12 protein-coding genes are annotated in these 13,415 nt (G+C 71.5%); 6 read left to right on the top strand and 6 right to left on the bottom strand.

The genetic code is table 11. The features are described 5' to 3' along the window. Positions 1-37: 37 nt before the first annotated feature. Positions 38-394, top strand: coding sequence for a VOC family protein (locus tag BIU89_RS06120; RefSeq protein WP_027467232.1), 357 nt, complete (start codon positions 38-40; stop codon positions 392-394). 84 nt (positions 395-478) lie between these two features. On the opposite strand, the gene BIU89_RS06115 is transcribed toward BIU89_RS06120, so the two are convergent. After that, complete coding sequence (locus tag BIU89_RS06115) at positions 479-1,501, bottom strand: LacI family DNA-binding transcriptional regulator (RefSeq protein ID WP_071245173.1); 1,023 nt, start codon at positions 1,499-1,501, stop codon at positions 479-481. Between the two features lie 216 nt (positions 1,502-1,717). Between BIU89_RS06115 and BIU89_RS06110 the strand changes: the two genes are divergently transcribed. The 4 genes from BIU89_RS06110 to BIU89_RS06095 all read left to right on the top strand — a co-directional run bounded on the left by BIU89_RS06110 (position 1,718) and on the right by BIU89_RS06095 (position 7,009). After that, on the top strand, positions 1,718-3,751 hold the full coding sequence (locus BIU89_RS06110) for a beta-galactosidase (protein ID WP_071245170.1): 2,034 nt from the start codon (positions 1,718-1,720) through the stop codon (positions 3,749-3,751). Beyond that, positions 3,748-4,662, top strand: a complete 915-nt coding sequence (locus BIU89_RS06105; RefSeq protein ID WP_027467229.1) for a carbohydrate ABC transporter permease — start codon at positions 3,748-3,750, stop codon at positions 4,660-4,662. The genes BIU89_RS06110 and BIU89_RS06105 overlap by 4 nt, the downstream gene beginning before the upstream one ends. Then, on the top strand, positions 4,659-5,609 hold the full coding sequence (locus tag BIU89_RS06100; RefSeq protein ID WP_228516621.1) for a carbohydrate ABC transporter permease: 951 nt from the start codon (positions 4,659-4,661) through the stop codon (positions 5,607-5,609). The genes BIU89_RS06105 and BIU89_RS06100 overlap by 4 nt, the downstream gene beginning before the upstream one ends. 62 nt (positions 5,610-5,671) lie before the next feature. Next, a complete protein-coding gene (locus BIU89_RS06095) occupies positions 5,672-7,009 on the top strand; it encodes an ABC transporter substrate-binding protein (RefSeq protein ID WP_071245168.1) in 1,338 nt (445 codons plus the stop codon). 126 nt (positions 7,010-7,135) lie between these two features. Here the strand turns inward: BIU89_RS06095 and BIU89_RS06090 are convergent, their stop codons facing one another. From BIU89_RS06090 to aztB, 4 genes are read right to left on the bottom strand one after another with little or no spacing between them, the layout of a single operon-like run. Then, on the bottom strand, positions 7,136-8,314 hold the full coding sequence (locus BIU89_RS06090; protein ID WP_071245166.1) for a hypothetical protein: 1,179 nt from the start codon (positions 8,312-8,314) through the stop codon (positions 7,136-7,138). Between the two features lie 26 nt (positions 8,315-8,340). After that, positions 8,341-9,243, bottom strand: a complete 903-nt coding sequence (locus tag BIU89_RS06085) for a metal ABC transporter substrate-binding protein (protein WP_071245164.1) — start codon at positions 9,241-9,243, stop codon at positions 8,341-8,343. Next, positions 9,240-10,454, bottom strand: a complete 1,215-nt coding sequence (locus BIU89_RS06080) for a hypothetical protein (RefSeq protein ID WP_071245162.1) — start codon at positions 10,452-10,454, stop codon at positions 9,240-9,242. Before BIU89_RS06080 ends, BIU89_RS06085 begins: the two co-directional genes overlap by 4 nt. Then, positions 10,451-11,344: a zinc ABC transporter permease AztB gene (gene aztB, locus BIU89_RS06075; protein ID WP_071245160.1), complete on the bottom strand. Its 894-nt coding sequence runs from the start codon at positions 11,342-11,344 to the stop codon at positions 10,451-10,453. Before aztB ends, BIU89_RS06080 begins: the two co-directional genes overlap by 4 nt. Before the next feature lie 62 nt (positions 11,345-11,406). Between aztB and BIU89_RS06070 the strand changes: the two genes are divergently transcribed. After that, positions 11,407-12,039, top strand: a complete 633-nt coding sequence (locus tag BIU89_RS06070) for a metal ABC transporter ATP-binding protein (RefSeq protein WP_071245158.1) — start codon at positions 11,407-11,409, stop codon at positions 12,037-12,039. 96 nt (positions 12,040-12,135) lie between these two features. Here BIU89_RS06070 and BIU89_RS06065 read toward each other — a convergent pair whose 3' ends face one another. Beyond that, positions 12,136-13,368, bottom strand: coding sequence for an MFS transporter (locus tag BIU89_RS06065; RefSeq protein ID WP_035809662.1), 1,233 nt, complete (start codon positions 13,366-13,368; stop codon positions 12,136-12,138). Positions 13,369-13,415: the final 47 nt, after the last annotated feature.

Here is a 13,415-nt window from a genome sequence, read left to right as displayed (position 1 = left end):
CTACCGTCCACGGCACACCACGACGAGAGGAAACACCATGGCAAGTGGAGTCGCAGCAGTCTGGGTCCCGGTCAGCGACATGGAGCGCGCCGTCGCGTTCTACCGCGACACGCTCGGTCTCACCGTCAAGGACCAGTCCGACGACTGGAGCGAGATCGACGCCGGCGGCCTGATGATCGGCCTGAACGGGCGTGAGTCCGCCAGCCAGGCGAGCGACGGCGGCGCCGTCGTGTCGTTCCAGCCGGACGGCAGCATCGAGGACGAGGTCGCCGCGCTCAAGGAGCGCGGCGCGGACATCCAGGGCGAGATCAGCGAGCACCCGTGGGGCAAGATCATCCCCTTCAAGGACAGCGAGGGCAACGACCTGCAGCTGTACTCGCCCCCGCAGGGCTGACCAGGCCGGGTGCAGGACGCATCCACAGACGGACGGGAGGCCCGTGGCGACGCCGCCACGGGCCTCCCGTCCGTCCGCGGCCGGCTACGCGGACCCGCGCCAGACGACCTCGGTCGGCAACAGCAGACCGCGTGGACCGTCGTCGGTGCCGCCGATCTGCTCGAGGACCTGGTGTGCCGCCTGCTCGCCGAGCAGGCGCGCCGGCTGCCGCACCGTCGACAGCTGCGGGTCGCACCGCAGCGCCCAGGCGCTGTCGTCGAACCCGACCACTCCGACGTCACCCGGCACGCTCCGGCCGCTGCGCTGCAGGACGTCCATGGCACCGGCGGCGACGGCGTCGGACGCAGCGAACACCCCGTCGATGTCCGGGGCTCGCTCGAGCAGCTCGCGCATGCCCTCGGCGCCGGCGGTGTAGCTGAACAGGGGGTTCCGGGCGACGAGGTCGGGGTCGAAGCGCTCGCCGAGTGCCGCGGTGAACCCCGCCAGACGGTCCTGGCCGGAGTCGCGGTCGAGCCCGGACGCGAGCATCCCGATCCGGCGTCGACCGGTGTCGACAAGGCGCCGGGTGATCTGCTCGGCTGCGGCGCGGTTGTCGATGCCGATGTACGAGATGTTCGCGGCGTCGGACGGGTGCCCGACGAAGCACGCGGGCATGCCGATCTCCTCGATCGCGCCGGTGATCGGGTCGCCGTCGCGGGCGGACAGCACGATGGCGCCGTCGACGAACCCGCCGCGCAGGTACTCGACGACGCGTTCGCTGTCGCGGGCGGAGTCGACCATGATCGTGACGAGCTGCTGGTCGGCGTCGGACAGCACGGCGTTCGTGCCGATCAGGATGTTGCCGATGTTGGGGTCGTCGAGCACCACGACCGAGGGTTCGTGGACGATGAGCGCGATCGCCCCAGAACGCCGGGTGACCAGGCTGCGGGCGGCGGCGCTGCGCACGTAGCCGACGCGTCGGACGGCGTCCTGCACGGCCTCGCGCGCCTTCGGGGACACGTACGGCTCGTCGTTGAGCACCCGTGAGACGGTGCCGCGCGACATCCCCGCTTCGTCGGCGACGTCCTGGATCGTGGCGCGCTGACGAGCGGATCGGACCTCGGACATGGGGCAACCATATCCGGCGCTGAGGAGCCCTCGGAACGCCTCGCAGTTGACAGGGTGCAGCCGCTGGTGTTTGATCTGGGAGCGCTCCCAGAAACATCCGGTCCCGATCGACCGGTAGGAACTGGGAGCGCTCCCAGAACACTGGGTGGCCTTCGCCGTCGAAGGGGTCGCATGCGACCGAGGCGGCCGGGGCCGCCCCGATCAGCGAGGATCCCCGTGACGACCACCACCCTGCCGACGACCGCCACCGGCGCGCTCGGCCTCGGCTCGACGGGCCTCGCGTTCGGGTGCGACTACAACCCCGAGCAGTGGGACCCCGAGGTGTGGGTCGAGGACGTCCGGCTCATGCGCGAGGCCGGCGTGAACCTCGTCGCGATCAACGTCTTCGGCTGGTCGCACGTCGAGCCGCGGCAGGGCGAGTACGACTTCGCCGCGCTCGACACCGTCATCGAGCTGCTGCACGGCGCGGGCATCGGGGTCGACCTCGGCACGGGCACCGCCTCGACGCCGCCGTGGCTCACCACCCGGTACCCCGAGGTCCTGCCCGTCGTCGCCGACGGCACCACCCGCTGGCCCGGTGGCCGCCAGGCGTTCTGCCCGAGCTCCCCGGTCTACCGCGAGCACGCCCTCGCCCTGGTCCGCGCCACCGCCGAACGCTACGGCGACCACCCCGCCGTGCGGCTCTGGCACGTGTCGAACGAGCTCGGCTGCCACAACGCGCACTGCTACTGCGACGTCTCCGCCCAGGCGTTCCGCGGCTGGTTGCAGGCCCGGTACGGCACGGTCGACGCGCTCAACGCCGCCTGGGGCACCTCGTTCTGGAGCCAGCGCTACTCCGCGTGGGAGCAGGTGCTGCCACCCCGCGCGACGCTGTCGTTCACGAACCCGGCGCAGACCATCGACTTCGACCGGTTCTCGTCCGACGAGCTCCTCGGCCACCACCGTGCCGAGGCCGCCGTCCTGCGCGAGCTGAGCGACAAGCCCGTCACGACGAACTTCATGGTCGCCGCGCACATCACGGCGCTCGACTACTGGTCGTGGGCCGGCGACATGGACGTCATCGCGAACGACCACTACCTCGACCACCGCCTGCCCCGGCCGCACGTCGAGCTCGCCTTCGCCGCCGACACCACGCGTGGCCTGGCCGGCGGCGCCCCCTGGCTGCTCATGGAGCACTCCACGGGTGCCGTCAACTGGCAGCCGCACAACGTCGCGAAGGCCCCGGGCGAGATGCTCCGGAACACCGCGGCGCACATCGCCCGCGGGGCCGACGGGGTCTGCTTCTTCCAGTGGCGCGCATCCGTGCAGGGCAGCGAGAAGTTCCACTCCGCGCTGCTGCCGCACGCCGGCACCGAGTCGAAGACCTGGCACGACGTGGTCGCGCTCGGCGCCCTGGTCGAGCGGCTCGGCGAACTGCGCGGGTCGCGCGTCGTCGCCGACGTCGCGCTCGTGTTCAGCTGGGAGAACCAGTGGGCCGCCGACCTGGAGGCCCACCCCAGCACCGCGCTCCGCTACCTGGAGCAGGTCCACGCGTTCCACGCCGCGCTCTGGGACCTCGGCGTGACCGTCGACGTCGTCGCCCCCGGGGCACCGCTCGACGGGTACGCGCTCGTCGTCGTCCCCGAGCTGTACCTGGTCCGCGACGAGCACGCGGCCGTCATCGCCGACCACGTCGCTGGCGGCGGGCACGCGATCGTCAGCTGCTTCAGCGGCATCGTCGACGAGCGCGACCGGGTCCGCACCGGCGGTTACCCGGGCGCCTTCCGAGACCTGCTCGGCGTGCGGGTGGACGAGTTCCTCCCGCTCGCCGCCGACGCCACGATCGCGCTGTCCGACGGCACGACCGGCAGCGTCTGGTCGGAGCCGGTCGAGCTGCGCGGTGCGACGAGCGTCGTCGACTACGCCGAGGGCTCGCTCGCCGGCCGCCCGGCCGTCACCCGCAACGAGCACGGCGCCGGGACCGCCTGGTACACGTCCACGGTGCTGGACGCCGGTGCGCTGGGCGGGTTCGTCCACCGCGTCCTCGACGAGGCCGGGGTGCGCGCCGACCCCGCCGTCCGGCCCGGACTCGAGGTCGTGCGACGCCGGGACGACACCCACGAGTGGGTCTTCCTGCTGAACCACTCCGACCGCACCGTCGAGCACCACGAGGCCGGCCACGAGCTCGTCGCCGACCGCCCCGTCACCGGGACCACCGCCATCGCCCCCGGCGGGACCCAGATCATCCGCACCGACAGGAACCGCTCATGACCACCACCGCACAGTCGCCCAGCGCGACCCGACGACGCCGGGGCGGCGGGTTCCGCTACCGCCGCGCCATCGCGATCTTCGTCCTGCCGTTCGCCGTCCTGTTCACGGCGTTCTACCTGGTCCCCATCCTCTACGCCGTGTGGGAGTCGCTGCAGAAGATCGAGCGGCAGGGCACGTTCGGCGCCCCGACGCAGGTCTTCGGCGGTCTGAGCCAGTACGCCCTGGTGTTCCAGGACGGCGAGTTCTGGAGCTCCGTGCTCCGCGTGCTGCTGTTCGGCGTCGTGCAGGTGCCGGTGATGCTCGGGCTCGCGCTCCTGTTCGCCCTGCTGCTCGACTCCCCGCTGCTGCGCGGCAAGCGGTTCTTCCGCCTGGCGTTCTTCGCGCCGTACGCGGTTCCCGGCGTCATCGCCGCGATCATGTGGGGCTACCTCTACGCCCCCGACCTGTCGCCGTTCTCCGCGGTGACCTCGCGGGTCGACCTGCTCGGCGGCAGCACCGTGCTGTGGGCCGTCGCCAACGTCGTGACCTGGGTCTACGTCGGCTACAACATGCTCATCATCTACTCGTCGCTCCTCGCGATCCCCGCCGAGGTGTACGAGGCGGCGAAGCTCGACGGTGCGTCCCAGCTCCGGATCGCCCTGTCGATCAAGATCCCGCTCGTGGTGCCGGCCATCGTCCTCACCGCGGTGTTCTCCGTCATCGGCACCCTGCAGCTGCTGACCGAGCCGACCGTGTTCCGCCAGTTCACCTCGACCATCTCGTCGACGTTCACGCCGAACATGCTCGTCTACTCGACGTCCTCGGTGCCGAACTTCAACCTCGCCGCGGCGTTCTCGGTCGTGCTCGCCGTCGCCACGTTCGTCCTGTCGATCGGGTTCCTCCGACTGACCCAGCGGAAGGCCGCCGAATGACCGTCAACGCCCCGTCCCAAGGTGACCTCGTCCGCGACGTCGGCCGACCGCTCGAGCCGAACCGGGCCTCCCGTCCGCACCAGCGCGGAGCGCGCGGTCCCCGTGAGAGCGTCATCTCGCGCAGCGCCGCGATGATCGTGATGGGGGTCTTCACCCTCTACTTCCTGCTGCCGATCTTCTGGCTGCTGGTCTCGTCCACCAAGACCGCGGCGAACTTCAACTCGACGTTCTCGCTGTGGTTCAGCGCCACCTCGGTGCAGGACTTCTTCGGCAACCTCGTCGAGCTGTTCACGCGGCAGGACGGCATCTACCTGCGCTGGCTGCTGAACAGCATCGCCTACGCCGGGGTCGCCGGCCTGCTCGGCACGGTGCTCTCCGCGATGTGCGGGTACGCCCTGGCCAAGTACCGGTTCCGCGGCCGCGAGGTCCTGTTCAACGTGTTCCTCGGCGGCGTGCTCGTGCCGGCGACCGCCCTGGCCCTGCCGCTGTTCCTCATCTTCAGCCAGGTCGACCTGACCGACACGTTCTGGTCGGTGTTCCTGCCGAGCATCGTCAGCCCGTTCGGCGTCTACCTGTCGCGGCTGTTCGCGGCGTCGAGCGTGCCCGACGAGATCATCGAGGCCGCCCGCATCGACGGCTCCGGCGAGGTCCGGACGTTCTTCACCGTGGCGGTCCGGCTCATGTCGCCCGCGCTCGTGACGATCTTCCTGTTCCAGTTCGTCGCCGTGTGGAACAACTTCTTCCTGCCGCTCGTGATGCTCCGCGACTCGTCGCTGTTCCCCGTCACCCTCGGCCTCTACACGTGGAACTCGAGCGTGAACCAGTACCCGGACCTGCGCACCCTCGTGCTCATCGGGTCGTTCGTCTCGATCATCCCGCTGCTCATCGCCTTCCTGAGCCTGCAGCGCTTCTGGCGCTCCGGCCTGGGCTCCGGCGGCCTGAAGTAGCCCCTCGACCCGCACCCCTTCCCGCACCAGCTCTCCCCACACCACATCCGAACGGAAACAGCATGAAGACAACGAAGTTCCTCAGCGTCGCCGCGATCGCCGTGGCCGCCACCGTGGCCCTCGCCGGCTGCAGCACCGGCGGCAGCAGCAGCGGCGGCGGATCCGACACCACGGCCGCCAGCTGCAAGCCCTCGGATGGCAAGGTCACCCTCGACTTCACGACCTGGGTGCCGAACATGGACAAGGTCGTCGCGATCTGGAACAAGGCCAACCCGGACATCCAGGTCAAGGTCTCGATCGTCGCGAACGGCAACAGCGGCACCTACCAGAACTTCTTCAACCAGCTGAAGGCCAAGCAGGCGCCGGACATCGGCCAGGTCGAGTACGACACCCTGCCGGCGTTCCGGGTGCAGGGCGGCCTCGAGGACATCGGCGCGTGCGCCGGCATCAGCGACGCGAAGAAGGACTTCTCGGACGGCCTGTGGAACCAGGTGACCTTCGGTGAGTCGAAGTCGGTCTACGCGGTGCCGCAGGACTCCGGTCCGATGGCGCTGTACTACCGCAAGGACCTGTTCGAGAAGGCCGGCCTCGACGCCCCGAAGACGTGGGAGGAGTACGCCGAGGACGCCGTGAAGATCAAGGCGCTCGGCGGCAACATCACCAACTTCGCCAAGGGAGACGTCAACCAGTTCGCGGGGCTCGTCTCGCAGGCCGGTGGCCAGTGGTTCGAGAACTCGGGCCAGGACTGGAAGGTCAACCTGAACGACGATGCGTCGAAGAAGGTCGCCGACTACTGGCAGGACCTGATCGACAAGAAGCTCGTCAACACCCTGCCGAGCTTCACCGACCAGTGGAACAGCGCCTACGACAGCGGCAAGGACTGGACCTGGGTCTCCGCGGTCTGGGGTGCGAACACCATCTCGAGCGGTGCGCCGTCGACCTCGGGCAAGTGGGCCGTCGCGCCGATGCCGCAGTGGAAGTCCGGCGAGACCAAGTCGGCCGCCTGGGGCGGTTCGTCGAACGTCGTCTTCGCGGGCAGCGAGCACCCGGCCGAGGCGTCGAAGTTCCTGGTCTGGCTCAACACCTCGACCGAGGCGCTCTCCGCACTGAACAAGGAGGCCAACCTGTACCCGGCCTCGACCACCGGTGCCGACCTGCCGGCCCTGACCGAGGGGCTCGACTTCTACGGCGGCCAGAAGATCTACGAGGAGTTCGCCACCGCGGCGAAGGACATCCAGCCCTTCACCTGGGGTCCGACGATGACGCAGACCTACTCGGACGTCTCCGACGGCTTCGGGCAGGCGGCGTCGGGCTCGGGCACGTTGGCCGAGGCGCTCGAGTCCGGGCAGTCCAAGACCATCGCGGCGCTCAAGGCGCAGTCGATCCCGGTCAAGGGCTGACGGACGGCGGCTGACGTCGCGCGGTCCACGCGCTGACAGCGGACAGGAGGCCCGTGGCGGGATCGCCACGGGCCTCCTGTTGCGTCTCGGGCTGTGTTTCGTGCCCCGTCGCTCGCTCGCTCGTCGCTACGCGACCGCGATCTCGTTGGGCACGCCCGGGAGCTCGTCGCTCGAGGCGATGACCTTGCCGGTGGTCAGGTCGACGGCGTGGACCTTCTGCTCGGCGGGGTCGGTGACGTAGGCGACGTCACCCGCGACCTTCAGGGCCGGGTGGGCGTCCTGCCACTCGGCCGGGCCCTCCCACGCGTCGATCACCGGGTACGACTCCAGCTGCTCGCCGGTGGTCTCGTCGAAGGTGTGCAGGGCGCCGTCGTCGCCGAGCACGACGGCCTCGTCGCCGGGGCCGCGGGCCAGGTCGCGGAACGTGAAGCCGACGCCGTCGGGCATGTCCGCGACGGTGTACTCGCCCGAGGCCGCGTCGATCAGGGCGATCTGGTCGAGCAGGTAGCCCTCGCTGTCGGGGTCGTCGTTGTAGTCGCCGACCGCGACGGACGAGTCCTCGGTGGTGAACAGGTTGCCGGTGCGGCCGTACTCGGTCGGGGCGTCGATCTTCTCGAACGCGCCGTCCTCGTAGACCAGCGCACCGTCGGTGCAGCCGAACACCGCGACCTCGCCCTTGACCGCACCCTCGCCGTGCACGTCGGGGCACTCCTCGGACCGGGTGGTCTCCTTGCCGTCGGCGTCCAGGGCGCGCACACCGGAGCGGCTCTCCTCGGTGCCGATGGTGGTCAGGAGCGTGCCGTCCTCGAGCTCGATCGCGACGCCGTGGTGGGCGGCCTCGGACTTCGTCGTCTCGACCTCGGGCAGGTCGGCGCCGTCGAGTTCGGTGTGGTCGAACGTCGTCACGTCGCCGGTGCCGTCGGCGAACAGGGCGGTGCGGTCGCCGTGGACGACCGCGTGGCCGCCGGTGTCGGCGGGGAACACCGCCTCGGTCAGGGCGGGCTCGGCCTGCGTGTCGAGGACCCGGAAGCCCTCGGGCACGGTGACGAGCACGTGGCGTCCGTCACCGGCCGGGTTGACCCGGGTGAAGCCGTCGATCGCGTCGTCGGCCACGACCCGCAGGTCCTGGTCGAGGACCAGCAGGCCGCCGTCGTAGGTCAGGGTGATGCGGGTCCCGTCGGCCTTCGGGGTCGCAGTGGTGTCGGACCCGGCGTCGGTGTTCGTGGCGCACCCGGTCAGGGCCAGGGCGGCCGCGCCGAGCAGGGCGGCGGGCCACACGGCCCGGAGCGTCTTCGTGTTCGTCATGCCGCTTACTGTATTGATTCTCATTCTCAATTACCAGTCGACAGGCCGTCGACGATGGCCTCGGCGTTCGAGCGCATCATGCCGAGGTAGGTGGAGGCGTCGCCGTCCTCGGTGAGGGACTCCGTCGCCAGCGGGCGGATCTCGACGTGCAGGTCGACCTCTTCGGCCAGCACCTCGGCCAGTCGCGCGGGCTGCGAGGCGTCGGCGAAGATCGTCCGGACCCCCGCCTCGTCGATCGCGTCGGCCAGGTCGCGCAGGTCGGCGGCGCTCGGGGAGGCCAGGGTGGTCCCGCTCGGGATCACCGCCCCGACGACCCGGAACCCGTAGTGGTCGGCCAGGTACCCGAACACGTGGTGGTTCGTGACGAGCGCCCGGCGTTCCTCGGGCACTGTCCGGAACGCGGTCGTCATCGTGTCGTCCAGGTCGCGGAGCTCGTCCAGGTAGGCGTCGGTGCCGGTCGGCTCGATGCCGGCGTCGCGCAGGTCCTGGTCGAGGGCCTCGACCACGTCGACCATCCGGGCGGGGTCGGTCCAGAAGTGCGGGTCGGGGCCGCTGTCGTCCTCGGTGGTCCACTCCAGCGGGTCGAACGCGTCTCCGGCAGTGGAGACCGGCACGCCGTCCTCGGCCGCCGCCGCGACGTGACGGGCGACCCCTTCTTCGAGCCCGAGCCCGTTCTCGACCACCAGGTCGGCGCTCCGCAGTCGGGCGGCTTCCTGCGCGGAGACCTCGAACGAGTGGGGGTCGGCGCCCGGGGGCATGAGGACCATGACGTCGGCCTGGTCCCCGACGACTTCGCTGACGACGTCGCCGAGGATGTTCGTGGTGACCGCGACGAGGGGGCGGTCGGAGCCTGCGGTGGTGCACCCGGTGGCGACGAGGGCGACGATCGCGGCGACGAGGCCCGCGGTCAGGGCCCTGGTGCCCGTCACAGTCCGACCTCGGCGAAGGCGACGGGGGCGACGGGGAGCTCGATCGTGCGGGCGACCCGGGCGCCGTCGGCGAAGTCGATCTCGTGCACGGTGCCGTCCGCGGGGTCGGCCAGGTAGGCGCGCTGGGCGTCGAGCTGCAGCAGCGGTGCGGGGTCGGTGCCGGTGTCGCCGGCTCGGGCGTCGATCAGTGGTTCCGTCGTGGCGACCTTCCCCGTCGCAGCGGTCACGACGACCACCCGCCCGGAGTCGTCGACCCCGACCACGTGCTCGTCCTCGTCGTCCACCGCGACCACGGCGCGCAGGGGGCGATCGGTCGGCACGAGCCGCCAGGAGCCCTGTCGCACGTCGAGCAACCAGAACCCGGTGGTACCGGCCAGTCCGGCGACGGTGGGCCGACCGGCACGTGCGGCGAAGGCCGTCGGACGCGCGGCGCCGTCGGGCAGGTCGACGAACGAGGTCTCGCCGGTGTCGTCCACCACGACCGCTCCGTCGGCGCAGCCCACGACGGCGCCGGCGCGGGTGACGATCCCGCCGGCGGGGTCGGTGCACGCTTGCTCAGCGGTGTCAGCGGTGTCGGTCGCCTCGCCGTCCTGGTTGAGCACGCGGACCGTGTCGCCGTCGGCCGCCACGAGCTGCTCGCCCATCGGCAGCACGACGCTCGCGTCGATCCGGGCGGTCTCGTCGACCTCGCCCTGGCCCAGTGCCTCACGGTCGAGCACGACGGCCTCGGCCCGGTCCGGCCAGGTGATCGTCGTCATGGTCTCGGACGAGTGCACCGCGACCCGGCCGCCGCCGTCGATCGTGCCGACGACCCGGGGCTCGGCGGCGTAGTAGTGCGTGTGGTCGCCGTGGTCGACCGTCCAGGACCCGCCGTCGACGATCGTGGTGCGGTCGGCACCGCTCGTCACGAGGAACCGGCCGTCGGTCGCCGAGTGCTCCGGTGCGTCCACGTCCTCGAGTTCGGTGGTCTCCTCGGTGAGCAGGTCGTGCAGCGCGGTCGCGCCGGTCGCCGACACGGCCAGGAGGCCCACCCGGGGTTCCTGGGACTCGCTCGCGCCCGCCACGTAACCGTGGGGACGGGCGGTGCCGGTCGAGCTGTCGGCCGACGGGGTGCCCGTGGAACAGGCGGTGACGGTGAGGGCCAGGCCGGTGGCGAGGCCGATGGTGGACAGGAGGCGCGCGGGGGCGCGGCTGGTGGTCGAGTGCTTCATGCTCCCTCTCGAGACGGTGCGGCGGATCGTGGTGCTGCCGGCGCGGCCGCGCGCGCCGGTGTGGGGATCGGGGTGCGCCGCAGGACGACGACGGCCAGGGCGCGCGAGACCACCACGCTGCCGACGGCGACCGCGGCGATGCTCGCGCCGGCGGCGGTGCCGGCGTGCCAGGAGACGAGCAGCCCGACGAGCACGGCGGCGGCACCGATCCCGGCGCCGAGGAGCATCGTCGAGGCCACGTGCCGGGTCCAGGCGCGGGCGGCGGCCGCCGGCGCGAGCAGCAGGCCCACGACGAGCAGGGTGCCGACGGCCCGGTACGAGGCGACGACCGCCAGGGTGACGAGCCCGATGAGCACGACCTCGGCCAGGCGTGGGTGCAGCCCGAGCGTCGTGGCCTTGCGGGTGTCGAACGCCAGCGCGGTGAAGGGCCGGTGGAACGCCACGGCGACGGCCAGGGCCACGGCTGCGGCGATCGCGAGGCCGCCGACGTCGGCTCGGGTGACGGCGAGGACGTCGCCGAACAGGATCGCGGTGACGTCGGTGGCGAACGACCGCGAGGACGAGACGATGATCACGCCGATTGCGAGCATCCCGACGAACAGCAGGCCGATCGAGGTGTCGTACGACAGTCGGGCACGACGACGCAGTGCCCCGACGCCGAGCACCATCACGCCCGCACTCACCGCGGCACCGAGCACCGGCGGGATCCCGGTCAGGGTGGCGATCGCGACGCCGGGCAGCATGCCGTGCGAGAGCGCCTCGCCCAGGAACGCCATGCCCCGGACCAGCACCCACGTGCCGACCACGGCGCAGAGGACCGCCGCCAGGGAGCCGCCGACCAGGGCGCGCACCATGAAGTCGACGGAGAACGGATCGGTCAGCCAGGTCACGGTCCGAGACGCTACATGAAAACGAGTATCGATACTGATAGCGTGCTCAGGTGCCTGCGACCATGCCAACCGAGCCGACTGATCCCCGATCCGTCGTCCACCTGGACCGCGTGACGGCCGTCCTCGGCGACCGGACCGTCCTCGACGCGCTCGACGTGACGTTCCCCGCCGGGGTCGTCACCGCGCTCACCGGACCGAACGGATCCGGCAAGTCGACGCTGCTCGACGTGGTCGCGGACGTCGTGCGGCCGACCGCCGGGCGGGTGACGGGCCTCCCGTCCGACGGTGTCGCCTACGTGACCCAGTCCGTGCCGCCGACCACGCTCCCGCTCACCGTCCGCGCGGCCGTCACGATGGGGCGGTGGCGGCACCGCGCGTGGTGGCGGCCGCTCGGACGCGCTGATCGGGCGATCGTCGACGCGCAGCTCGAGCGGATGGCGATCACGGACCTCGCCGACCGGCCCGTCGAGGAGCTCTCGGGCGGGCAGCGTCAGCGGACGCTCGTCGCGCTCGGGCTGGCGCAGCGTGCCGGGGTGCTGCTGGTGGACGAACCGACCGCCGGGGTCGATGCCGAGTCCGCGGCGCTCGTGGTGGCGGCGCTCGCCGACGAGGCCGCGGCAGGGGTCGTGGTCGTGCACGCGGCCCACGACCCGGCGGCGATCGCCGCGGCCGACCGCGTCGTCGCCCTGACCTGACCGAGTCCGCAAAACACCGGTGTTCACCCGTTGAACCGCGGTCTGCGCGTGTTCAGTGCGCGAACACCGGTGTCTTGCGACCGATCCCGACCGGGGTCAAGGGCAGGCGACGGCCACCGGGCCGGTCGGCGTCGGCTCGGCCGCGACCGGCTCGACCACCGGCACGGCACTCGACTTCCGCAACCCCATCGCGACGAGCACGACGGCGCCGACGATCGCGACCCCACCGGCCAGCCAGAAGTCAGCAGCCAGACCGAACGACGACACCGCGGCACCGCCGAGCACCGAACCGGCGGCGATCGCGAGCTGGATCGTCGTGACGAACAGCGCGAGCCCGGTCTCGGACCCGGCCGGCGACGCCGTCGACATCCAGGTCTGCATCCCGAGCGGCAGCGCACCCCACACCAGGCCCCACACGACGAGCAGCACGAAGACCCCCACGACGGAGTGGGCGAGCAGCGGCAGCAGCACGACGGCCGCCGCGAGCACGAACTTCGACGCCCCGATGGTGCCGAGGACACTGCGGTCGAGCGTGAAGCCCGCAGCGAAGTTCCCGACGATGCCCGCGACGCCGAACACCAGCAGCGCGATCGTCACGGTGTCCGGGCCGACGCCGACGAGCTGCTGCAGGTACGGCGCGATGTAGGTGTACGCGGCGAACTGGGCCGCGAAGACGAAGGCCGCGGCGATGAGCCCGACCCGGGCACGGGGCACGCGGAGCAGCGACCCGAGCGTGGCGAACCGCACCCGCTGCTGCGCGGGGATCCTCGGCAGCATCGCCAGCTGCAGGACGAGCGCGACGACACCGAGCGCCCCACCGATCACGAAGCCGAGGCGCCAGCTGGCGAGCGACGACACCAGGGCGCCGAGCGGCAGGCTCACGACGGTCGCGACGGAGACGCCGGCCGTGATGAGCGAGGTCGCGCGGATCGTCAGCTCGGGCCGGACGAGTCGCCCGGCGATCCCGGCACCGATGGCCCAGAAGCCCCCGATGCCGACACCGAGCAGCATCCGTGCGATGAGCAGCACCCAGAACGACGGCGCGATCGCGGCGAGGCCGTCGGCGACCACGAGCAGCACGGTCAGGGACACGAGCACCACCCGGCGGTCGAGTCGCGAGGTCAGGACGGTGACGACCGGTGCGGCGACGGCTCCGACCAGTCCGGTGGCGACGACCATCAGGCCGGCGGTGCCGATGCCGACGTCCAGGTCGTCGGCGATGGCGGGGAGCAGTCCGATGGGCAGGAACTCGGACAGGACGAGCACGAACGACCCGAGTGCGACGGACGTGACGCTGAGCCACCCGCGGCGCGCTGCTGACGATGTCATGGGGGCGTCAAGCGGGTTCCGACGGCCGCCATTCCCGTGGGACGGTG

Source organism: Curtobacterium sp. MCBA15_005 (genome assembly GCF_001864855.1).
GTDB lineage: Bacteria > Actinomycetota > Actinomycetes > Actinomycetales > Microbacteriaceae > Curtobacterium > Curtobacterium flaccumfaciens.
Note: the sequence above shows the minus strand (reverse complement) of the source record. Positions and strands in the feature narration are given on the sequence as shown.

Coding starts and splice junctions, on each gene's coding strand:
- BIU89_RS06120 (WP_027467232.1), top strand. CDS start 38: ATGGCAAGTGGAGTCGCAGCAGTCTGGGTCCCGGTCAGCGACATGGAG.
- BIU89_RS06115 (WP_071245173.1), bottom strand. CDS start 1,501: ATGTCCGAGGTCCGATCCGCTCGTCAGCGCGCCACGATCCAGGACGTC.
- BIU89_RS06105 (WP_027467229.1), top strand. CDS start 3,748: ATGACCACCACCGCACAGTCGCCCAGCGCGACCCGACGACGCCGGGGC.
- BIU89_RS06100 (WP_228516621.1), top strand. CDS start 4,659: ATGACCGTCAACGCCCCGTCCCAAGGTGACCTCGTCCGCGACGTCGGC.
- BIU89_RS06095 (WP_071245168.1), top strand. CDS start 5,672: ATGAAGACAACGAAGTTCCTCAGCGTCGCCGCGATCGCCGTGGCCGCC.
- BIU89_RS06090 (WP_071245166.1), bottom strand. CDS start 8,314: ATGACGAACACGAAGACGCTCCGGGCCGTGTGGCCCGCCGCCCTGCTC.
- BIU89_RS06080 (WP_071245162.1), bottom strand. CDS start 10,454: ATGAAGCACTCGACCACCAGCCGCGCCCCCGCGCGCCTCCTGTCCACC.
- BIU89_RS06070 (WP_071245158.1), top strand. CDS start 11,407: ATGCCAACCGAGCCGACTGATCCCCGATCCGTCGTCCACCTGGACCGC.
- BIU89_RS06065 (WP_035809662.1), bottom strand. CDS start 13,368: ATGACATCGTCAGCAGCGCGCCGCGGGTGGCTCAGCGTCACGTCCGTC.